The 19,677-nt window shown below is 67.7% G+C and carries 22 protein-coding genes; 6 read left to right on the top strand and 16 right to left on the bottom strand.

Going from position 1 to position 19,677, the window contains the following annotated elements; genetic code table 11:
• Window positions 1-54: 54 nt before the first annotated feature.
• Genes MUU72_RS31715 through MUU72_RS31680 form a run of 8 tightly spaced genes read right to left on the bottom strand, consistent with a single transcriptional unit; the run spans window position 55 to window position 7,497 of the window.
• Window positions 55-1,329 (bottom strand): phosphotransferase, encoded by a 1,275-nt coding sequence (locus MUU72_RS31715; RefSeq protein ID WP_248016895.1) that lies wholly within the window; start codon window positions 1,327-1,329, stop codon window positions 55-57.
• 26 nt (window positions 1,330-1,355) lie between these two features.
• A complete protein-coding gene (locus MUU72_RS31710; protein ID WP_248016894.1) occupies window positions 1,356-2,948 on the bottom strand; it encodes a glycosyltransferase family protein in 1,593 nt (530 codons plus the stop codon).
• Window positions 2,945-3,976, bottom strand: coding sequence for a glycosyltransferase family 4 protein (locus MUU72_RS31705; protein ID WP_248016893.1), 1,032 nt, complete (start codon window positions 3,974-3,976; stop codon window positions 2,945-2,947). Before MUU72_RS31705 ends, MUU72_RS31710 begins: the two co-directional genes overlap by 4 nt.
• Window positions 3,961-4,536, bottom strand: coding sequence for a P-loop NTPase family protein (locus tag MUU72_RS31700; protein WP_248016892.1), 576 nt, complete (start codon window positions 4,534-4,536; stop codon window positions 3,961-3,963). The genes MUU72_RS31705 and MUU72_RS31700 overlap by 16 nt, the downstream gene beginning before the upstream one ends.
• Complete coding sequence (locus MUU72_RS31695) at window positions 4,533-5,618, bottom strand: phosphoenolpyruvate carboxykinase (ATP) (protein ID WP_248016891.1); 1,086 nt, start codon at window positions 5,616-5,618, stop codon at window positions 4,533-4,535. Before MUU72_RS31695 ends, MUU72_RS31700 begins: the two co-directional genes overlap by 4 nt.
• Complete coding sequence (locus MUU72_RS31690) at window positions 5,569-5,985, bottom strand: hypothetical protein (protein WP_248016890.1); 417 nt, start codon at window positions 5,983-5,985, stop codon at window positions 5,569-5,571. Before MUU72_RS31690 ends, MUU72_RS31695 begins: the two co-directional genes overlap by 50 nt.
• Window positions 5,982-7,028, bottom strand: coding sequence for a protoporphyrinogen/coproporphyrinogen oxidase (locus MUU72_RS31685; protein WP_248016889.1), 1,047 nt, complete (start codon window positions 7,026-7,028; stop codon window positions 5,982-5,984). Before MUU72_RS31685 ends, MUU72_RS31690 begins: the two co-directional genes overlap by 4 nt.
• Before the next feature lie 55 nt (window positions 7,029-7,083).
• Window positions 7,084-7,497 carry an ATP-binding protein gene (locus MUU72_RS31680; protein WP_372503282.1) on the bottom strand — a complete coding sequence of 138 codons (414 nt, stop codon included), beginning with the start codon at window positions 7,495-7,497 and terminating at the stop codon, window positions 7,084-7,086.
• Between the two features lie 372 nt (window positions 7,498-7,869).
• Here MUU72_RS31680 and MUU72_RS31675 point away from each other — a divergent pair, with 372 nt between their 5' ends.
• On the top strand, window positions 7,870-8,961 hold the full coding sequence (locus tag MUU72_RS31675; RefSeq protein WP_248016887.1) for a hypothetical protein: 1,092 nt from the start codon (window positions 7,870-7,872) through the stop codon (window positions 8,959-8,961).
• Here MUU72_RS31675 and MUU72_RS31670 read toward each other — a convergent pair.
• The gene (locus MUU72_RS31670; RefSeq protein ID WP_248016886.1) at window positions 8,920-9,177 is read right to left on the bottom strand and encodes a hypothetical protein; all 258 of its coding nucleotides are present in this window, start codon (window positions 9,175-9,177) and stop codon (window positions 8,920-8,922) included. The two genes, MUU72_RS31675 and MUU72_RS31670, sit on opposite strands and share 42 nt — an antisense overlap.
• Window positions 9,178-9,308: 131 nt before the next feature.
• On the opposite strand from MUU72_RS31670, the gene MUU72_RS31665 reads away from it, so the two are divergent.
• Together MUU72_RS31665 and MUU72_RS35965 are read left to right on the top strand one after the other, a co-directional pair.
• Window positions 9,309-9,881, top strand: a complete 573-nt coding sequence (locus tag MUU72_RS31665; protein ID WP_248016885.1) for a GNAT family N-acetyltransferase — start codon at window positions 9,309-9,311, stop codon at window positions 9,879-9,881.
• A gap of 338 nt (window positions 9,882-10,219) precedes the next feature.
• Window positions 10,220-10,333, top strand: coding sequence for a DUF6207 family protein (locus tag MUU72_RS35965; protein ID WP_372503281.1), 114 nt, complete (start codon window positions 10,220-10,222; stop codon window positions 10,331-10,333).
• Window positions 10,334-10,370: 37 nt separating this feature from the next.
• Here MUU72_RS35965 and MUU72_RS31660 read toward each other — a convergent pair whose 3' ends face one another.
• The 5 genes from MUU72_RS31660 to MUU72_RS31640 all read right to left on the bottom strand — a co-directional run bounded on the left by MUU72_RS31660 (window position 10,371) and on the right by MUU72_RS31640 (window position 13,887).
• Window positions 10,371-11,066 (bottom strand): hypothetical protein, encoded by a 696-nt coding sequence (locus MUU72_RS31660; RefSeq protein WP_248016884.1) that lies wholly within the window; start codon window positions 11,064-11,066, stop codon window positions 10,371-10,373.
• The gene (locus MUU72_RS31655; protein ID WP_248016883.1) at window positions 11,063-11,680 is read right to left on the bottom strand and encodes a hypothetical protein; all 618 of its coding nucleotides are present in this window, start codon (window positions 11,678-11,680) and stop codon (window positions 11,063-11,065) included. The genes MUU72_RS31660 and MUU72_RS31655 overlap by 4 nt, the downstream gene beginning before the upstream one ends.
• A 26-nt stretch (window positions 11,681-11,706) precedes the next feature.
• Window positions 11,707-12,906, bottom strand: a complete 1,200-nt coding sequence (locus MUU72_RS31650; protein ID WP_248016882.1) for a putative T7SS-secreted protein — start codon at window positions 12,904-12,906, stop codon at window positions 11,707-11,709.
• A gap of 41 nt (window positions 12,907-12,947) precedes the next feature.
• On the bottom strand, window positions 12,948-13,298 hold the full coding sequence (locus tag MUU72_RS31645; RefSeq protein WP_248016881.1) for a DUF6317 family protein: 351 nt from the start codon (window positions 13,296-13,298) through the stop codon (window positions 12,948-12,950).
• 277 nt (window positions 13,299-13,575) lie between these two features.
• On the bottom strand, window positions 13,576-13,887 hold the full coding sequence (locus MUU72_RS31640; protein WP_248016880.1) for a hypothetical protein: 312 nt from the start codon (window positions 13,885-13,887) through the stop codon (window positions 13,576-13,578).
• A gap of 494 nt (window positions 13,888-14,381) precedes the next feature.
• Between MUU72_RS31640 and MUU72_RS31635 the strand changes: the two genes are divergently transcribed.
• Entirely contained in the window at window positions 14,382-15,596 is a 1,215-nt protein-coding gene (locus tag MUU72_RS31635; protein ID WP_248016907.1) for an IS701 family transposase, read from the top strand.
• Window positions 15,593-15,754: a hypothetical protein gene (locus tag MUU72_RS31630; protein WP_248016879.1), complete on the top strand. Its 162-nt coding sequence runs from the start codon at window positions 15,593-15,595 to the stop codon at window positions 15,752-15,754. Before MUU72_RS31635 ends, MUU72_RS31630 begins: the two co-directional genes overlap by 4 nt.
• Before the next feature lie 17 nt (window positions 15,755-15,771).
• On the opposite strand, the gene MUU72_RS31625 is transcribed toward MUU72_RS31630, so the two are convergent.
• Window positions 15,772-16,368, bottom strand: coding sequence for a TetR/AcrR family transcriptional regulator (locus MUU72_RS31625; RefSeq protein WP_248016878.1), 597 nt, complete (start codon window positions 16,366-16,368; stop codon window positions 15,772-15,774).
• Between the two features lie 134 nt (window positions 16,369-16,502).
• Here MUU72_RS31625 and MUU72_RS31620 point away from each other — a divergent pair, with 134 nt between their 5' ends.
• Entirely contained in the window at window positions 16,503-17,150 is a 648-nt protein-coding gene (locus MUU72_RS31620; protein ID WP_248016877.1) for a peroxiredoxin-like family protein, read from the top strand.
• A 373-nt stretch (window positions 17,151-17,523) separates the two neighbouring features.
• Here the strand turns inward: MUU72_RS31620 and MUU72_RS31615 are convergent, their stop codons facing one another.
• Window positions 17,524-19,089 (bottom strand): Na+/H+ antiporter, encoded by a 1,566-nt coding sequence (locus tag MUU72_RS31615; RefSeq protein ID WP_248016876.1) that lies wholly within the window; start codon window positions 19,087-19,089, stop codon window positions 17,524-17,526.
• Window positions 19,090-19,677 lie beyond the last annotated feature (588 nt).

Genomic DNA, 19,677 nt, shown 5'->3' with positions numbered 1-19,677 from the left:
GAGGTCGAGCAGAAGTATCCGCTTTGCTTGGGAAATCATCCCGGTGTGTCTTGCTCACCTCCGTCTGAGCAGCCGCCTGGCCGCCCGCTCCCGTACGGCGGGGTCTGTGCTCAGCGCGGCGTCGGCGAGCAGATGGATCTGCCAGTACAGGCGGAGTCGACTCTCGGTGGTGGGTTCCTGCTGGCTGGTGAGGGCGAGTACGGGTGTGGGGTCGTCGAGGTCGAGGCGTACGGCGAGGCGGGCGAGGTCGGACCGCTGGTCGCCGAAGATGGCCAGCTCCCAGTCGATGAGCAGTCGGGAACCAGCGGGTTCACGCAGGAGGTGGCTCGGTTGCAAGTCGTGATGGAGCAGTACTGGCTGGATGGCGTTGTCGCTGGCCTCGACTTCTTGGCGGAGGAGTCGGGCCGTGGAACGCAAGTTCGGGGCGGCTGTCGCGTACGTGTGCAGGCGGTCGTGGAGGTAGTCGGTCCAGCCGTGGTGTTGTCGGGCGCCGGCGAGGCCGCCGAAGTAGGTGCCGGGGATGCGGTGGATGATGGCCAGTGGTTCGGCGAGTTCCGTCAGGAACTGGTCGTTGGGCACAGGCTTCGCGTGAACTACGGTCTGTGCGGTCCATGGAGGGGTGCTGCTGCCGCTGGACGCGGCGAGCAGCTGCGGAGCTGGGGCACGGTATCTGGCCAGGAGGCGGGGAGCGGCTACTTCGTTGGCGGCGCGGCTCGGGTCGCCGTAGTGCTTGAGGATGTACGGCGTCGGTCTGTCCACCGACCAGACGCGGTTGGCCTGGCCGGTGGTGATCTCGCGCGTGCTGGACGGGACGCGGCCGTCTATGCCGTCCATGGCATTGTCAGGAGACATCGCCGAGGTAGGTGCCTGAGAGCGTGGGTGCCTCGGCGAGGGTGGCTGGCGGATCGCCAGCGGGAGCAGGTTGATGGCAGGGGTTTCGCCCAGCGGTACCCATTCCAGGCCGGTCTGCACTTCGTCCTGGGCGTGGCCGCCGAGTTGGCCCGGATCGCTGGTGGGGGTGCACAGGAAGATCGCTTCGATGCGGTGGGTGTTGGCTTCGCTTACGGGGTGGTCGTGGTTGGCACCGATGTATTCACGGAGCCACAGCAGCCGCTCGACGGTGACGGTCAGGCCGGTTTCCTCGTCGACTTCACGGCGGACAGCGTCGCCGAGACTCTCCCCGGGGCGTTGGCCGCCACCGGGGAGGAAGTAGCACTCCTGCTCCTCCCAGACGGCACGCATGAGGAGAACGTGGCCGTCGTGGAGGATGACGGCTTTGGCGGAGGTGCGGATTTCGGGGGTGCCGGGCTCGGTCACGTTCTGGTCCAACTTCCTTGTCGGGATTGGGCGGTGCTTCAGCGTTCAGTCTTGCCGAAGGTGGTCGAGTGTCCGGTGATGTGGCGCAGGATCATTCGCCACGGGCCGGCGAGGCGGATGAACGGTTGGCTGGGGCTGCATGCGATCAGCTCCGCGCGCACGGCGCGTGTGGGGCGTGGGGCGGCAGCGATATGGCCGATCGTGGGGATGACCGTGGCATGGAGAGCAGGGACCAGCTTGATGAGTCGGGCGGTCAGGATGGGGCCGTGTAGCAGGACACCCGCGAGGGCGAGCGCGAAGCACAGGGGGCCGGACCAGCAGGCGGAGATGACCGCGGAAGCGATGAGCGGCGCACCGGTGAGCCAGGCGACCTCGTCGGCCCATTCCCGGAGTACCAGGAGCACCTTGCCGATGGGGGAGAGGGCGCTCGGTAGGTGAGCGACGGCTCTCGCATGTCGGTCCGGCCGGGCTGACGTGAGGAAGGCGAGCGCGTGGAGGTTGGTCAGGCCGCGTGACTCTGTATAGGGCTCGTCCAGGACTGCGATGGGGGCAGGTGCGATGTCGGCACCGAGGAGCGAAAGACGGTGGCCGGTGCCGAGATCCTCCATGGGTTCGGGGAAACCACCGAGGTCTCGCACTGTCGGCAGATGGACGGTCATGCCACAGCCGACGCCGTAGATCATTGGCCGTAGCAGTGCCCGAATGGGGTTGGGAACGTGGGTGGTGGTGAGCCATTGCGTCAGGCGGATGCGGGCGAGCTCGATGCCGAGTGAGCGGCGGAGCTGGTAGAGCCATTCTCCCGCCAGGAGCAGGCCGGTTGCGCCGGGCGGGAAGGGGCGGCGGCCGAGCAGTGGCAGGCGCTGCTGCTGGATCAGGGACGGTGGCCGGCCGGTGAGGGCTCTGTGGCGAGTGACAGTCTCGGCGAAGGAGGCCAGCGTACGGACGTCTGGGATGGCGTCGGCGTCGTATACGCAGAGGAAGGTGTCATCCGCGTCGTTCTCGTCGTGCCAGCCGAGGGGGCCGAGGATCTCGTCGAGGTGCTCGACGGCGTGGTTGAGTTGTCCGGCCTTGCGGCCGCCGGTATCGGGCTGGTGGAGGTGTACCAGGCGCAGCCCGACGGCCGGTTGGTTGTCGGCAAGGGTGGCGACGGTTTCTCGGGTCGTAGGTTCGGCGTCGTAGAGCTCGGTGAGGAGGGGGAGGCGCTTCTCTCCGGGAGCGGCGTTGACCTGGTCTGCGATGTCGCCGCAGCGGGCGCGGGGGAACAGCCCGTGCAGTTGTGCCTCGGTGAGGTGGCTGATGGCCGCCAGTGCCGGAAGGCGATCGCGGTCGCGACGGCGGGCGTTGTCTTCTCGTTCGGTGGTGATGGCGACAACCGCTGCCCGTTCTCGCGGGTAGTCGAGGGCGGTGAAGGCAGCGATCGTCTCGGGGGCGAGGGCCTGCTCGCGGAGCATGGGCAGCAGGACGACCAGCCACGGCCCGTCCTCGTCGGCCGGGGAAAGGTCTCGGTGTGCGTTGTCCAGCAGCCAACGGGCGCAGAGTTCGACTGCGATGAGTGCCCATAGGGCGCGGGCCAGCAGGACGGCGAGCAAGATGGGAACGGCGTAGTGGAGCCAGAGTTCGGCGATCGTCATCGTTCGTCCTTCAGCAGGCGGTAGACGGAGCGGACTTGATCGGCGATGCGCGGCCAGGCGAAGAGTTCGGCGCGCTCTCGGGCTGTGGCACGTCGTGTGGCATGGGCGGCGGTGCCGAGTTCGCCGAGCAGGGTTTCGACGGCTTCGGCGGTGCCAGATGCGTCGCCGGGTGGTGTGAGGAGGGCGGCCAGGCTGTCGCCTGTGTAGTACGAGATGCCGCCGGTGTCGGTGGCGACTACCGGGGTGCCGCAGGCCAGGGCTTCCAGGAGTGCGTTGTTGGCGGTTGCATCCGTCAGAGGGAGGAGCACGGCCGCGGCCCGACGGTAGAGCTGAATGAGGGCGAGTTCGCTGATTCCTTCCAGCACGCGCACGGCCGGGTGCCAGGTGCGCTGGCTGCCCTGACGGGTGACAACGACGAGCTCGATGTTATTGCCGTGGCGGCGGTGGAGCCGGTCGTGAACCGTGTCCAGTACGTCCCAATCACGCAGCCACCACCCCACAGTCAGGACCAGTGGTCGGGTGGCCTCCGGTACGCCTGCCGGCGTGAAGGCGGCGACGTCGATGCCGTGCGGGATCAGATGCACGCGCTCCTCGGGCAGGTGGTCGGCGAAGAAGGCCCGCTGGTCGGGGGCGAGAGTGATGATCTGGCTTGCGTGTGCGGAGAGTCGCCGCCAGTTCGTGGCCGGCATGAAGCGGGCCAGGTGTGCGGGTGGCTGGTGATAGGTGACGGCGGAGGGACCCGGTCGATGGCGGGAGAACCAGAACTGCTCGTCACCGTAGAGGACATGGGCGGGCCCGCGCCTGGCGAGGACGCGTACATCCGTGGCGAAGTGCTCGGCCGGGTAGAAGGGCAAGGGGCAACGGCGGCGTAGCCAGTGAGGGGCTGCTGCTGCGATCTTCTGGCCTGTGACCCCCCGTGGCGAGATGATGCGCTCGACTTCCGGCAGGTAATCCAGGAGGCGGTCGTAGCCCCCGTGGTGGCTGTGCCAGGGGACGCGGACGGCCGAGGCGATCACGGTGTGCCGCACGGTGCCACCGCCCTCGTAGCTGCGGGCAGCAGTCCGAGGTCGCGGAGCGCCGGTGCGACCGCCGTGGATCGGGTGAGGCGCAGCACGGGCAGCCCGTGGGGCTTGTTGGGGCCGAGGTGGTGGTACCAGCGGCGGCGGTGATGGTGGTGATGGGCCGGGCCCCAGATGAGGATCGACTCCCGGGCGAACAGGTGCCGGAAGGTCTCCCGGTTGCCGGCGAACAGCTCCTCGCCGCGAGCCGCTCGTCGGAATGAGCGCTTGAGGAGCCGGGGCAGGCAGGTGCGCAGGGGGAGGTCGAGCCAGATCGCCAGCTCGGCGTGGCCCAGCAGCATCTCACCGACAGCCCCGCTGTAGTTGCCGTCGGCGATCCAGGTCTCTGCGCCGAGCGCGTCCCTGACCCGGTTCTGGAAGGTCATGGTGTCAATGGGCGTCCAGCCCGCTCCCCAGAACAGGTTGTCGAGGTCCAGGTGAGGTAGTCCGGTGTGTCCGGCGATCTCGGCGGCGAGGGTGGATTTTCCGGAGGCCACGGGACCTACCAGGGCGATGCGTTTCGGTATCACGAGAGCCTCCTGGTAACGGTGTCGGCGAGGCGTTCCAGCAGGTGGGGAATGCGAACGCCGGCAGTGACCCTGAACACCGGGACGTTCGCGACCAGGTCGTCCAGTACCTGACCGGCCTGAGCGCGTAGCCCCTCTATCGACCGGGTCCGATGCGCGAACCACGGGTGGAGCCAGTCCTCGTCGTCCGGGGTGCAGCACGTTGCGGCCAGCTCGGCACGTGCGGTTTCGCCGTGGAGGCGCCGGATGCTGAGCGGGGTGTCGTCGTCGAGAAGCCGGGGCAGAAGCGCGAGCCGCAGTGGAGCGCCTTCGCGGACCTGGGCTGCGAAGGCGGCGGCGAAGTCCCGCGGGGTGCAGCTCGCCTTCTGGTCCGTACCGAACGTGCGAGGGAGCACCCGGTGCGGTGGCAGGGCCTCGCGCGGCGTCAGGGCGGACAGCGTGCCTCCGGCGACGCGGATGGACAGCGGGACGCCGATGACGTCGGCCGCGTTCTGAGTGAGCATCGCGCGGTCGGAGGCCACCAGGTCAGCGCCACGGTGGCAGGCGAGGGCGGCGAGCACGGTGGTCTTGCCGGCCGTGGTCGGGCCGGCGATGAGCACTCCGTGCCCTTCGACGGACGCCGCGGCGGCGTGGAACGCGGCCCAGCCCCGTTCTTCGCCGCACCTCATCACCACTTCCCGGATGACGCGCAGCAGATAGCGCTCTCCGCGGTGGGCATCAGGGTGAAGGACGACGTGCAGGCGGCCGGTGGAGTCGTGGGCGTAGAGATGGTCCTGGGACAGGTGCGAGCGGGCATGAGGGCGACACCAGTCCACGTCACCCACCCGCGCCCACAGGTACGGTTCGCCACGGAACGGCTCGACGCACCGGCTTGGCACCGTCCGGAGGCGGGCGGCCCGGTCTACGAACAGCTCCTGGTTGTGGCGGACACGGATGCCGGTCAGACGTCCGCAGGGTGGGGACAGCGCGGTCTCGGGGACGAAGTTGTGCAGGTGGGTGCGCTGTTCGACGGCGAGCTCCTGATCCACCTCGACATCAAAGACGTGCCCGGCGAAGGCGACGGACGTCGTCGTGGTGGCGGTCATGAGCGGCTCCCCACGGAAACCGCGTCCTGGCTGCCGAGAAGCTCCTCAGCGGCTCCCGTGACCAGACGGCGGCAATATCGATGCCCATCTTCACCGCGTGGTCCATGTTGCCGATCTCGTACCGCCAGGTACCGAACCGGCCGCGAGGGTAGATCGCTTGGCCTTCCAACCATGGAATCGTCAACGCCAGCGCCTCGTCCCGGTCCAGGGTGGGGATCGGGTAGGCGTACGGGATCATCTCCACGTGAGCGGTGGCCAGTTCGGCGAGCCCGGGGACCAGGCGGTGTCGCCGCAGCGCAGCATCGGCGGCTTTCGCCAAGGCACGCTGGTTGACCTGAGTCCCGGGCATGACGGAGACCTCTGTCATCCATGAGCTGAAGGCAGTGGTATCGGCGCCGGGGACGTTGGCCGGCGCGTACTTGCTGAAGTTGGTGGCGCGGTAGAAGGCACGTCGTCCTCGGGGAAGTAGAACCATGACCGCTCGTCCAGGGTGGGCGAGCGATATCCGAGGCCGACCATGGCGACAGTGGTGTGCTTCAGCCGGCGGGCCGCCTCCCGCACGTCGGATGGGCTCGTCGTCATGGCGACCAGTCGGTCCAGTGGCAGGGTGGCAACAACCTGGTCGTAGGGCATTGCCTCCCCGTTCTCCAGCCGCACGTGGCAGGCGCCCAGGTCAATCGATGCGGCCGGGGTGCGGGTGCGGACTCGGTTGCCAAGGCGGGCGCCCAGGCGTCGCCAGACCTCTCCGGTCCCCCCGACGGAGGGGAAGATGAACGTGGAGTTCGGTCCCCACCGAGCCGTGGGGGCCTTGACGCCGTAGAAGGCGGCCAGGATCTCGTCGAGGTCGACCGGTGCCACTCGCTCCGCGACCCAGCCTGCGCTCATCTTCTCGGGTGAGATCGCCCAGACCTTGGTGTTGTACGGAGCGAAGAAACGCTCAACGAGGCCACTGCCGTACTGAGCCTGGAGCCACGTCGCGAAGTCCGTATCCGTCGGCAGAGTCTGCTCACGCTGTTGGCAGGCGTGCGTCAGAGACTGTAGGCACGCTTCGGAGTCGGCCTGCGGCAAGCAGTGGAGGTGCTGCTGGAAGGGGTAGGGCACCCAGCGGTCGCGGAATCGGATGTATGAGGACCGGCCATGGTGCAGCAGCTCATGCGGGGCGAACAGCTCGCCCAGGAGCCGGTCGAACTCCCCGAAGTGGGAGAAGACCACGTGGCCACCCAGGTCCCAGGTGAAGCCGGCGCGATCGACCACGGAAGACGCAAGCCCTCCGACGGTGGGCATGGCCTCCAGCAACGTCCAGTTGTGGTGGCCGACCCGGTCCAGTTCATCCGCACACGCCAGACCACAGGGGCCCGCGCCAAGGATGACGATACGACCGGGTGATAAAAGCTGTCGGGCTCTGGGCATGAATGCCTCTTTCCTACAGGGAAGTTCGTGCTTGGCGTTGGCGAAGTGGGTCAGGTCAGGTCTCGCGATTGGGCGTGCACGAGGCAGGATCAGTCACCTTGAAGGTGAGCCAGACGGTTTTACCGAGGCCATGCTGGTCATCCACGCCCCACTCGTCGGCCAGTTCGTCAACCAGGAGCAGGCCGCGGCCCGAGGGATCATCGAGATTCGGATGCCTTCGACGGGGCCGGCCTGGCCCCTGGTCGTGAACCTCCAGTCGAACCACCGGGCCACTGATGTTCAGCCGTGCCAGGAATCCGAAACTGGGCGGGCTCGCATGTACGAGCGCGTTGGTGGCGACCTCTGACAGGCACAGACACACGTCATCGAGTCGGTCCCGGACTCCCCAGGCCGACAGGGCCTCGGTAGCGAACTTCCGTGCCTCGCTCACGGACGAGCCGCGGTGAGGGAAGGTTCGCTCTTGCCACAGGGGCAGGCCACCGCCACTCCACCTCGCCTCAGCGCTCCGGGGCTCGGTACGTGAATCTGCCTGTCGCTGCGTTGCGCTTCCTCCTGCTGCTGGCACGGTGGAACACCACCTCGTCGCTCGCGTTCAGGGCGGGCATCGAGCCTGACGGCCAAGCGGCGCGCGTCACCACGACATGAGCGCCGACGTCTGATGCGGGCTTGACGACGTGGGCGACATGGGTACCGTCACGATGCCGCCGTCTCCACCGCCATCTCCCCGCACACGGCAGCTCTCGCTCCCGGATGGCGGCATTGCGGGGCTACCGTCGAACCGACGAGCCGACCGGAACCCATCGGGGGATTGATGGCTCAAAGGCCCACTCTTCTACGGACGTTGATCACCAGCCGCCACTGGCAGGTGTTCGAGACCTTCAAGCTCCACTTCGAGCGCATCGCCAACGAACTCGCCGAGCAGGACCGTGATCCGACGCTGGTCGGTCTGACGGTGTCGAAGCGGCAGTTCGAGCGGTGGTACGGCGGCGAGGTCAAGACTCGCCCATACCCGGCTTTGTGCCGGGTACTGGAGGCGATGTTCCGATACCCCGTCGACGTCCTCCTCGGCCCGGCGGAGGAGAGCGGTGCCGCAGCCGATGCCGGCACCCGGCTTCGGCTCGTCATGCCGACACGACCGCCGTCCTCCTCGTTCGAACCCCCCGAAGGAAACAGCGGCTTCGACGGCATCGAGTTCACCAACAGTCCCGCTCCGGGCGACAGCACCGGCCGGGACACGTTAGAGAGGCAGGTCGCCATGGCGGCTCGTCGTGCATTCCGCTTCAGCGCGATGGCAGAAGGCAGCACCATAGGCCCCGAAACCCTGGACGAGCTCCATCAGGAAGTACGTCGCCTCGCCGCCGCCTATCCCCGGCTACCACTGGCCACCCTCCTCGGCGATCTCGTCGAAGTCCAGGACCTCTCCTTCCACTTCCTCGAACACGGCCGCGTCCGACCGACCCAGGCCCGCGAGCTGTACCTGCTCTCCGCCATCACCTCCGGCATGCTCGCCAAGGCCAGCCACGACCTCGGCGACCCGCGATCGGCGATGACGCAGGCCCGCACCGCCTACGTATGCGCGGACAACGCGGACCACCACGCCATGCGCGCCTGGGTCCGCGGCCTGCAATCCCTGATCGCCTACTGGGCCGGCCGACACCACGAAGCCTCCCAATACGCTGGCCTCGGCATCTCCCAGGTGACAGGCGTAACCGGTACCAGTGCCGTATGGCTGTCTTGCTTGCTTGCATGCCTGTGCCGGAGCCGCACTCGGCGATGCGGCAGCCGTACGGGAAGCCCTCGCCGAGGCCGAACGGGCTCGCGACGCGGCCTCCCCGGACGACCTGGACGAGTTCGGCGGCATCATGACCTTCCCCGTCCCACGCCAGCTCTACTACGCAGCCGACGCCACCGCCTGGCTGCCCGACGCCCCTAGGCGGAACAGCAGGCCGAAGCGGCCGTCGCCGCCTACCGCCAAGCGGAGCCCGAAGACTGGGCGTTCGGCGACCAGGCCGGGGCACACACCGACCTTGCCCTTGCTCGCGTCCGCGCCGGCACTCTCGATGGCGTCGACGAAGCCATGCGGCCCGTTCTCGATCTGCCCGCTGATCAGCGCATCAACGGCATCGTCGCCTCGGTGCGGCAGGTCCACACCGCGCTGCGTGATCCCCGATGGCTCACCGCACCCGAAGCTCGCACGGCACGGGAGGAGATTGAGGCGTTCACAGCGGCCCCTGTCGCCGCCCTGCCCAGGTAACACCGCCTGCGGGTAGGGTCCCGACCATGCACCCGGTCGACATCGCGGGCCCCCGGCTTCAGCTGCGCGAACTCTCCAGCAGCGACGTGGATGCCGTGCACGCCATCTACGGCGACGCCGAGGCCACCCGCCACCTGAGCTTCGAACCGCGAACTCGCGAACAAGTCGGGGAGATCGTTTCCCGCTCCGTCGCCTCCTCCGGTGATCAACCTCGCACCGAATACGCCCTCGGCGTGGTCCGCCAGAAGGACAGGAGTCTGGTGGGCTATGCCCGCCTGGCACTCGACCCGCACGCCCAGCAGGCCGCCACCATCGGCTTCGCCCTGCGCCCGTACACCTGGGGCGTGGGCCTGGGCACCGAAACCGTGCACCTGATGTGCGCCCTCGGCTTCAACCACCTTGGCCTGCACCGCATCTGGGCCGCCCGCGCTCCGCTGAACACCGCCTCCGCCAAGACCCTGCTACGCGCCGGCATGACGGAGGAAGGCCACATCCGGGAGCACGTATTCGTACGCGGAGCGTGGAGGGACTCGATCACGTACTCGGTCCTGGATTACGAGTGGCGGGCCTCAGAGGGATCTGCGGCAGCCAACGGATGACACCCACCGCGTCGTGACCAAGCGCAGAGCGTCCCGCCTGCCCACTGCTATCGCGGTGCGGCAGGCCGCCTGCCCTGGCGCACCGCCGACGACTGCGGTCTGCCGCCCCCGGCACCCGCGTCTGCCCCGGCACGAACGGCGCCTCCGCGACGATGAAGCCGCGCAGCACCTGACGACCGTACTGCGCCTCCGGGTCGTACGGGCTCCACAGCTTAGACTCGGCAATCTTCCCCACCGGCACACCGGAGAACACCCGCCCATACGGCTCACAGTCGTGGCCGCACTCGTAGTGCACGCCTTCAGCGGCAGGCTCAGGTGTCCAGCTGCATCTCCTCGGCATGGGAGTAATCGAAGGGCACCTGTCCGGCCCGGGGATGGTGGTGATCGAGGTCATCGCTCAGGACGAAGGCAGCGCCTACCGCGCCGTGAAAGAACCTGCCAGCTCTGGCTGACGTGCGGGCCCGCTCGCACTTGGAGTGTTACCCACAGTCATCCGAAGGGGGTGGGCCCACCAGTCCCTCGGGAAGGCTCTGGTGCCGCCGGCGACACCGTGGAGGGGACGGCGCCAGTGGGTTGCCGTTCCGTATCGTCGGCCGGCGTCAGGCGGATGCTGTGCAGGAACTCGACCATGATCTCGCAGTACTGCGGCCAGTGCCGGATGCTCGGCGTGGTGAAGGTGACGGTGATGAGCTCCTGACCCCCCGGCACGGCCAGATAGGCCTGCAGTTGGGCCGTCTCGACCGGGATGTCCTCCGCTGCCTCGGCGAACTCCGCCGGGATGCTCATCGCCACGGCCTGCCGCACGGTCACCGCCACCGGCCCGCACGGTAGGTCGAGCACCTCGGCGGCAACATCCTCCCCGCCGCGTTGAGCGGCTATGCGCGCGATGCCGCCCACGGCGAGACCAGGGTCGGTGTACACGAGCGGACTCGTAGCCACCGTCAACGTCCCGGCCGACACCTCTTCATTCACCGTGCCAAAGCAATTCGCCGCATAGACGATGCCGGACTCCTCACGGAGCGACGAAGCCAGGGCGTAGGCGGAAGCCAACTCTTCGAAGACCTCTCCGCTGATGTCCCCGAGCTTCCCCACCAACCGCTCGGCTACCACGGCCCGGGCCTCCTCCGCGCTCTCCACCGGCGCCATCTCACGGAAGAACGGCGGGACGTCAAAGGTGATGTTCACTGCCAGTGCCTTTCGTTCCCTGTACCGGCAGGTGGCATGGCGCCCGGTGGCGACAAAGGCGCGAGGCGGGGCCCGCCGGGCGCGGAGAAGTTGAACCTGCGTCGCCGTCGGCGGTAGTCCACCGAGAGTTTGAGCGTGGCCAGGAACCCGATCACCGCAAACGCGACCGCTACCGTCACCACGGCCCGCACCTCGCCACCGGCACACCACCGCCGCAGGGCCTCGCCCCCGTACACCACCCCGGAAGACAGCCCACAGTTCGCCAGGAAAAGACCATTGCTGAGGTTCTCGGTTCGCCGGATCTCCTTGCCGATGCCCAGCAGCTCCTCCGCAGACGGCGGGGGATACCCAGCCGGCAGGAAGACCTCCCCGACCGGACCGCCCAGCTTCGGCGGCCAATAATGGGGCGAGGGGCGGAAGACAAAGTGCCGGGCAACTCTGGCTCCGACGCGGTGCGAGAGGTCATAGCCCTGCTGCCGCGCCAGCCAGACGGTGTACTCCCGCCCTCTGTCAGGCTCGGGAACACGAATCTCCGCCCGCTTACGGACAGTCCCCGCCGGCGTCCGATTCATCAGCGACACGATCAGCGCCACCACGCCCATCAGCAGCAGCACGCACAGAAGCGGCCAGAGACTTCCCCTCACTGGGCGCTCCTGTCTTTCTCGCTGCCCGAGTCCCAGGCGTTCTTCAGAGCAAGGAAAAGCGGCACGGTGCCTCCCAGACTCATCTGACGTTGCATGTCACCGTGGGGGGCGAAATGCTTCAGCACGCTGTCATCCCCCACCAGGCCCAGGATCGTCTGGACCGTCCCCGTCCCTGTCACGCCCCGCTCCGCGCCGATGATTTTCGGGATCTTTGTCAGCAGCTTCCCGCCGTCTTCGAGTGCGGCACTCGCCACGCCCCCACTGATGACACCCAGCCCGTCCCACCCAAGGGTCGCGGCCGACACATCCGCCCCCGCCAGCTTGGCCGCGCCGTGCGCTACCAGAGCGGCACCGGAGAACCCTATGGCGATGCCTCCGAGCGGACCGCCGACAAGGCCCAAACCGACCATGTCGCAGGCCAGTCCGATGGTGCCGATGGTCGTGCTCACCAGCGACAGCACATCGCCGATGGCGGCGATGGCGTTGGCGTGCTTCTTGATCCAGCTGCCCAGCTCGTTCTGGAACGTCAGGACGCTCATGGCCAGATTTTTGAGGCCGTCCAGCAGCCCTGGAGCATCCGGCGCCTGCTCTCCGGCATCTTTCAGCACGGCGGCTACGGTGCCGGCGAGTTCCTCGTGCTGCGTTCGGATCCCGCCTGCGCGGGAAATGATGCCTTCGAGTTCGGCATTGGCGGCGTCCAGTTCTTCCACCGCACGGTTGTGCCGCTCGATCTGCTCGTCGCTGACCAACTCTGCGAGGTTGAGTGAACCGTCGCCGAGCAGGCCCAGGTTGGGGTTCTTGGACGCCCTGTCGGCCCGCTCCCGCGCCGCCTTGGCGGCCTGCTCATGCTGGCCGGCCCGTGACTGCATGGTCTCCAGCTGCGAGTGCCACACCGTCAGGGCTTCGGTGGCTTTCTGGAAACTCAGACCCGCGGTGGCCAGCATCCCGGGAAGACAGGCAGTCTTCTCACGGAATCCCTCGGCAGCCTCGCCAGTCCAGGAGCTGCCGTTGTGGATACCTACCACGACGTCCATGGCAGAACGGATGTCCTTGTTGGCCCGCCCCAGGTCGTCGAGGACGTCCTGAACGGCCTGAACCCTCCCAGGGGCCGGATTGAACTGCAGCCCCGGAAAACGTCCATTGTTCTCATACGGGTCGCCGCCGCCATATCCCCACAGCTGCTCAGCAAATGACATCGTCTATCGCTCCCCCGACTACCACAGATGCTCGCACTCACTTACCCGAAGGGAGACTTTGCGCCACCCTTACCGCCACCCGACGTCTCGGCTCTCTGCCCCTTCGACAGCGCCTCCTGAATAGCGGTGTCCGTCTCGTGGTACGCCCGCGCCGTCGCTTCCAGACCCTCGTGAAGTGCCACCTGGGTCTTGACGATCTGGCCGATACCGTAATCCCATGAGTCCCTGAAGTCGGACGCACTTTCATCAATGCACGCATTGCCAAGGTCGTTGACGCTTGCCTGCTGCAGACTCCGTGACGCGCGCCCCATAGACTCCGCACTCTGCAGCAGCTTCCGGGACAGTGACCCCAGCTCGTCCACATCAGCCTGAAACCCGTCAGAAATCGCCATCAACCATCCCCCTTGGCACACTCATATGGCGCAGACCGGACCGACTTTACCCTACCATTGCCATTTCATTGCCAGTGGAGCGGGCCCCTTAAAGCGGTCGCCTGAGCCGCGGCAACCCACGCATTCGCTCACCGGCCTTCCGCGGAGGCAGGCGCCGAGTTCAGTCCTCACGCCAGTCAAACACCTCGCATCGCGCTGACACTGTGACGATGATCTCCCAGCCCGTCAACGTCGCGTCAAAGTAGGCAGGTTGAAACAGGACTGCAGGAAAGAGAATCTACGCATCGGCCGTCACAGTTGAGCAACGCAGCTGTCGGCTACCGCCCATCTGGTGCCTCGAACCCGAACGTGCCCGGCCCCGATCAGTAATGTGCTCCATTCCGCCCGCCCCTTGGCCATGGCCTTCGCTGACTGCTCCTGGCGCCACTGCCGCCATCACGGCCTGCTGCTTCTGCACCGCAGCCTCGCGGATGCGCACGACCTCCTCGGCAGCGCCCTTGATTGGGTAGCCCGCATCCATCAGCATCGCCACCGCCGTCTCCACCGACAGCACCCCCGCCCCATACGCCTGGACGACCTCATCCAGCACCGCCGCCCGGTCGGTGGGCGTATGCGGCGCCCACACCAACCGCGCAGCAAGCGACTCGCCCGCCGGCCACTACCTCGGCGCGCCCGGCCTGGTACAGCCGCTGCACCATCTTCAGTAGCAACTGGTACTTGTGTTCCCTGGCCAGCCGCATCGACCCCACCAGCGCATCCAGCGGCCCAACGCCAGCTTCAGCGCATACCCGACGGCACCCGCGAGGCATCCAACGTCCCCAACCCTGCCGCCGTAATCCGCGAGTTGGAAGCAACGCGGTCCAGCAAGTGCTCCACCCGCGCTCGGAGTTCGGCCAGCTGCGGGGAGGTGTCCAGCGCATCCATCCGTCCCGAATCCCCCAGCTGCCACACCGCACCAGCCTCCACTGTCAGCTGCTGCGGCTTGCCCGTCGCGCGGTCTACCGGCAGCCGCGCCCCCGCCAGCCGATCCGGTGGATCACGGAACGTGATGGCGGTTGGCTCGTTGCTCCGTTCGTGGGATTGATGCTGCCGTCGGGGGCGGTGCGAACGGGCGTACTGAGCGAGGCCGAGATCCGGTCACTGGACGGGGAGTTAGAGGCGTTGTGTGCCTCGGTAGACGATGTGTTCGCGCGTCCGGCATCGCGGGAGAATCTGCGGGCGATGGTGCGCGGTCTGCTGAGCGAGGTGCCGCGCAAGGACCTGTGGCAGCTCGCGGAGTTCGCGGGGCACCCCAACCCCGACCGGCTGCAGGGCTTCCTGGCGAAGGCGGCCTGGGACGCGGACGAGTTGCGGGGCCGGGTGCGGGACTATGCAGTCGCGGCCCTGGCAGAGGCGGACGCGGTGCTGATCGCGGACGAGACCGGCGACATCAAGAAGGGCACCAAGAGTGCGGGTGTGCAGCGGCAGTACACCGGCACGGTGGGCCGGATCGGGAACGCCCAGGTCAGCGTGCACCTGTCCTACGGCTCCCGGCGGGGCCGCACACTGATCGACCGCGAGTTCTACCTCGGCAAGGACTGGGCCGGCACCACCGCTGAACACCAGGATCGCTGCGCTGAGCAGGGCATCCCGCCCGAGGGGTCCGCTCTGGTGGCGACCAAGCCGGAGCTGGCCCGGAACATGCTTCAGCGGGCCCTGGCAGCCGATGTGCCCTTCACCTACTTCCTCGCCGACGAGGCGTACGGGCAGTGCTGCACGCTGCGCGCCTGGCTGGAAGAACGACGGGTGCGCCACGTCCTGGCCGCACCGAAGGACGAGGTCCTGCCACTGCCGGACGGCCGCACCCGGCAGGCCCGCGAACTGTATGCCCTCGTACCCGAGGGCATCTTGGAGCGCCGCTCGTGCGCGGACGGAGCCAAGGGCCCACGCGACTACGACTGGGCCTGCGTCCATCTGGCTCCCACAGCACACGACTTCGAGCGCCATCTGCTGATTCGCCGCTCCACCGTGTCCAACAAGAAGGGCAAGAAGACCGGCGAACTCGTTTGCGAGGTTGCCTACTTCCTGTGCCACACCTGTCCCGGCACTGTACTGGCCGAACTGGTCACCGCGGCTGGGCAGGCGGTGGATGGTCGAGGAGGCGTTCCAGACTGCCAAGGGTCAGGTCGGCCTGGACGAGCACGAGGTCCGCAAGTGGCGCTCCCGGTACCGGAACACCACCGTGTGCATGCTCGCCATGGCCTTCCTGGCCACCGTCCGGAGCCGCCACATTTCAGCGCAGACTGCCCCCGAGCATGAATGAGATCCGACGCCTCTACGACCGGCTCGTCCCCGCCCCCGCCCGCACCGCTCGCACGTGGCTGGTCATGCACTGGCACCGCTGGCGCACCCGCCACCAGACCCGAGCCCGCGCCAGCCACTACCGCATCCGAGCAGCCCGCGCTCACTCACCGTGAACCCACCGGCCGTAGCACTAGGGGCATGAGGCGTCGAGTAGCGCAAGAGTGGCGGTGACCGTGCCGAGCAGGGAGTCGGCGTCGGCCCCGGTGCGGGAGCGGACGTTCACCCCGTAGGCGAGGAGAACCAGGGTCTCGGCGGTGGCCTCGGTAGCGAGCCCCGGGGGCAGCTGTCCCTGTTCGCGGGCGGTTTCGAGGGCGGCGTGCAGGGCGTCCCGCAGCTGCCGGTGGTGGTCGTCCAGCAGGGCGCGGATCTCGGGATCGGTGTGGTCGGCGTCAGCGTGAGCGTTGACGAGCATGCAGCCCCAGCCTGCGTGCTCGCCCGAACAGCGCGCCGTTATCAGTGCGGTGAAGAAGTCCCGAATCGCCGGCAGTCCACGTCCGTCTTCCGTAAGCCGCCCCTGCGCGGGCCGCGCGCGGTGGCGGACGTAGCGGCGCAGGGCAGCCAGGTAGAGCTCTCGCTTGCCGCCGAACGTGGCATAGAGGCTGGAGCGGTTGAGGCCCGTCGCGACGGTGACCGCCTGGATCGACGCCTTGGCGGCGCCGTGCTGCCAGAAGAGCCGCTCGGCGCGTTCGAGCGCGTTGTCGGGGTCGAAGTGCTTGTAGTCGGGCATGAGTTACCGCCTTCCGGTCCCGGAATGACCGTTCCAGGATAGCTCTTGACGCATAGGCGACCGCACGGTCATTCTTGTCACCGATCCATCCTGGAACGAGTGTTCCAGGTTTCCTTGGAGAGAGGACCGTCGACATGAGCCTCCGTAACGAGCTACAGAACCTGTACGAGAACAAGCACCGCAAGCTTCCCGCCGACGCACTTGAGATCATGGATCGTGGCGCGCGAGAGCTCGCGGCGACTGGCATGGCGGGCCGCGCCGTCGGCGTGGGCGCGCAGGCCCCGCGGTTCACGCTCCCGTCAGCCGCCGGAAGAGAGATCGCGCTGGACAGCCTGCTTGCGGTCGGGCCCGTGGTGCTGACCTTCTACCGCGGCGCGTGGTGCCCCTACTGCAACCTCGCCCTTCGCGCGCTGCAGCAGCACCAGAACGCGATCACCGCTTGTGGTGCGCAACTGGTGGCTGTCTCGCCGCAGATTCCCGACGAGTCACTCTCCCTTGTCGAAAAGGAGCAGCTCGCCTTCGAGGTCCTGAGCGATGTCGGCTCCGAGGTGGCCAAGCAGTTCGGCATCGCCTTCGACCTCTCAGGCGAACTGGGCGGCGTCTACGACGGGTTCGGGTTCGACCTGCACCGCGTCAACGGCGGCCACGCCCGCACCCTGCCGTTGCCCGCCACCTACGTCATCGACAGGACCGGCGTCATCCGGTGGGCGTTCGTGTCGACCGACTACACCCTGCGGGCCGAACCGTCCGAGATCGTGGCCGCGCTCCACTCGTTGACGTGACCGCCACTCGCCCCGGGAACCTCTCCCACTACCGCCGTTCCCTCCAGCTCCACCAGCGCGCCCGCCACTACCGCACCCGGACAACCCGTGCTCACACACCGTGAGACCAAACGGCTGTAGTACTAGCGGGCCTGTCAAATAGGAGACGACGGACGATGGGGGGACGACGTGATGTCATCGCGGAGCTGACCGCCGGCCACCGTCTGGTCGACGAGCTCTTTGCAAAGTTGCACGACGCGGCGCCGACCGCGAGCGGCTGACCGACACGCTCACGATTGAACTTGTGCGGCACGCGGTAGCCGAGGAGCAGCATCTCTACCCGGCCGTGCGCGAGCACTGTCAACTCCGGTGATGGTTATGACGGATGACGCCGTCACCCGGTGAGGCCGGCTTCTTCGAGGTCGAGTGTGCGCTGAAGGTGACGCCGGGTGGTGTTGCTGATCTTGTTGTTTTCGTAGAGGTGCTGCAGTTCGGTGGTTTCGACGGCGATCAGTGCCCGGCGTATCTCGCTATAGGCGTCGGCGGGGCGGTTGGTTGAGTCGTAGGTGTCCGGGGCACTATCGGCGTCTGCTTGGTGCAGGCGGGCTTCGAGATGGCGGCGTACGTGTTTGAGCACGGTCTCGGAGGCGGCGTCGGCTTCCTCGTACCGGTCCAGCTCGGCCAGAGCGGCGCTTGCCAGGTGGCGACGGGCCTGGGCTTCCTCGCGGGCCGTGTGCTGCGGCTCCAGGGCGATGCCCGAGCGGCGGACGACCGAGGTGAGGGTGAAGCCCTGGACGACAAGGGTCAGGGCGATGGTGCCGGTGGTGAGGGTGAGGATCAGCGCCCGGTGCGGCAGCGGAGCACCGGCGTGGGTGGTCAGGGGGATGGACAGGGCGGCGGCCAGAGGCATCACCCCGCGGGTACCGGCCCAGGACAGCACGGCCGGGACTCGCCAGGAGATGCGGTTGTTGCCGCGCCGGTACTGCATCAGTGCGGAGAGCGGGAAGACCCACAGCAACCGGATGGCCAAGACGGTGAAGGCGACGGCCGGGACCCATAGCGGCCACCCGCGCTCGTCGGTGGCCAGCTGGCGGACCAGGGTCGGCAACTGAAGGCCGATGATCGCGAAGACGACGCTCTCCAGAAGAAAGACGACCGTGCCGTAGACGGCGTGGACCTGGAGGCGGATGTGGGCCGTGGAGAGTCGGTGGCCGGTGCTGCCCAAGACGACACCGGCGACCACGACGGCGGTCACCCCGGAAGTGTGCAGGTCCTCGGCCAGGACGTAGGACGCGTAGGGGGTGACCAGCGCGATGACGGTCTCCAGCACCGGGTCTTCCGTGCGCCTGCGGATGAGCATCACCACCCCGGCAACTCCAGCGCCGATCAGGGCTCCGCCGCCGCCGAGCAAAACGAACTGCCCGGCGGCCGACGGTATGGACACCGCCCCGGCGGCCACCGCGGTCCCCACGGCGACCTTGAACAGCACCAATGAGGTGGCGTCGTTGAACAGGCTCTCGGCCTGCACCATCGCCTGCACCCGCGGCGGCAGCGCCAGGCGACGTCCGAGCGCGGTGACTGCCACCGGGTCGGTGCTGGCCAGGACGGCACCCAGTACGAACGCCGTCGCCGTGGTGAGCGGGGTCAGAGCGGAGGCGATCATTCCCACGGCAACCGCCGAAGCCAGAACGAGCCCGAAGACAAGGATGGTCACCGGGCGCCACACCGCGCGCAGCTCCCTGCCGGATATCTCCTCGGCCGAGGCGTACAGCAGCGGAGGGAGGACGAGGACACTGATCACCTGCGGTGCGACGTGGATGTCCGGTACCCATGGCAGCAGGCCCACGGCCAGTCCGGCGATGACCAGGAGGGATGGGGCGGGCAGACTCCAGTGACGGGCACCTGTGGCGACGGCGGTGGCCAGGACCACGAGCAGAAGAACAATGGTCAGGCCCGTCATGAGAGCATCCCTCGTCGGCAGTGATGTGCGATCTTTCTCGCCGACCAGACTTCCCGGCACTCCTGCCAGTAACTTTATCGGATTTTAACGGCCCGCAGTCGGGATTTTGTCATGCGCACCCTCTGATTGGGTGAACGGTGCCCTGCCGCCTCCCCCACGCCGCTGTGGTTGCTGGACGACCTGACCGGCAACCCGAGAACTGCATGACCATGCCGAGCACGCGGGAGTGGCAGCCCCCCGTCCGGCTGGATTCTGCTGACCACCGCGCTCGGACAGGCGGCTTGCATCGTTCTGGCTGTGTAGGAGCTCCTGTCGTCGGGTTCCCAGAGCGGATCCTGCCCGGGTCGGGAGTCTGTTGCCGAGAAGTCGTAGTACCCGGTGTTGGCAGACGGGATCATCGCGGGGCGGGATTGCGATGTGTAGGCATCAGGTGTCTCGACGGTGGTCGTATCCAGCGCATCACGCGGGCTCAAGGCCCGTCAGGACGGCGCACAGTGCAATGCCCCTTCACGGGTGCTGCGGGTGCCATTCTAAGACGTCGTTTCAGTTGGTGAGTCGGCGGTAGCTGATGAGGGCTGCGGCGATGCC

The sequence above is a fragment of the Streptomyces rhizoryzae genome, assembly GCF_023155275.1.
GTDB classification, from domain to species: Bacteria; Actinomycetota; Actinomycetes; order Streptomycetales; family Streptomycetaceae; genus Streptomyces; species Streptomyces rhizoryzae.
Note: the sequence above shows the minus strand (reverse complement) of the source record. Positions and strands in the feature narration are given on the sequence as shown.

Excerpts from the sequence above, each read along its gene's own strand:
- MUU72_RS31710 (WP_248016894.1), bottom strand. The coding sequence starts at position 2,948 with ATGACGATCGCCGAACTCTGGCTCCACTACGCCGTTCCCATCTTGCTC.
- MUU72_RS31695 (WP_248016891.1), bottom strand. The coding sequence starts at position 5,618 with ATGACCGCCACCACGACGACGTCCGTCGCCTTCGCCGGGCACGTCTTT.
- MUU72_RS31690 (WP_248016890.1), bottom strand. The coding sequence starts at position 5,985 with ATGACAGAGGTCTCCGTCATGCCCGGGACTCAGGTCAACCAGCGTGCC.
- MUU72_RS31685 (WP_248016889.1), bottom strand. The coding sequence starts at position 7,028 with ATGCCCAGAGCCCGACAGCTTTTATCACCCGGTCGTATCGTCATCCTT.
- MUU72_RS31665 (WP_248016885.1), top strand. The coding sequence starts at position 9,309 with ATGCACCCGGTCGACATCGCGGGCCCCCGGCTTCAGCTGCGCGAACTC.
- MUU72_RS35965 (WP_372503281.1), top strand. The coding sequence starts at position 10,220 with ATGGGAGTAATCGAAGGGCACCTGTCCGGCCCGGGGATGGTGGTGATC.
- MUU72_RS31650 (WP_248016882.1), bottom strand. The coding sequence starts at position 12,906 with ATGTCATTTGCTGAGCAGCTGTGGGGATATGGCGGCGGCGACCCGTAT.
- MUU72_RS31645 (WP_248016881.1), bottom strand. The coding sequence starts at position 13,298 with ATGGCGATTTCTGACGGGTTTCAGGCTGATGTGGACGAGCTGGGGTCA.
- MUU72_RS31635 (WP_248016907.1), top strand. The coding sequence starts at position 14,382 with ATGCTGCCGTCGGGGGCGGTGCGAACGGGCGTACTGAGCGAGGCCGAG.
- MUU72_RS31630 (WP_248016879.1), top strand. The coding sequence starts at position 15,593 with ATGAATGAGATCCGACGCCTCTACGACCGGCTCGTCCCCGCCCCCGCC.
- MUU72_RS31625 (WP_248016878.1), bottom strand. The coding sequence starts at position 16,368 with ATGCCCGACTACAAGCACTTCGACCCCGACAACGCGCTCGAACGCGCC.
- MUU72_RS31620 (WP_248016877.1), top strand. The coding sequence starts at position 16,503 with ATGAGCCTCCGTAACGAGCTACAGAACCTGTACGAGAACAAGCACCGC.
- MUU72_RS31615 (WP_248016876.1), bottom strand. The coding sequence starts at position 19,089 with ATGACGGGCCTGACCATTGTTCTTCTGCTCGTGGTCCTGGCCACCGCC.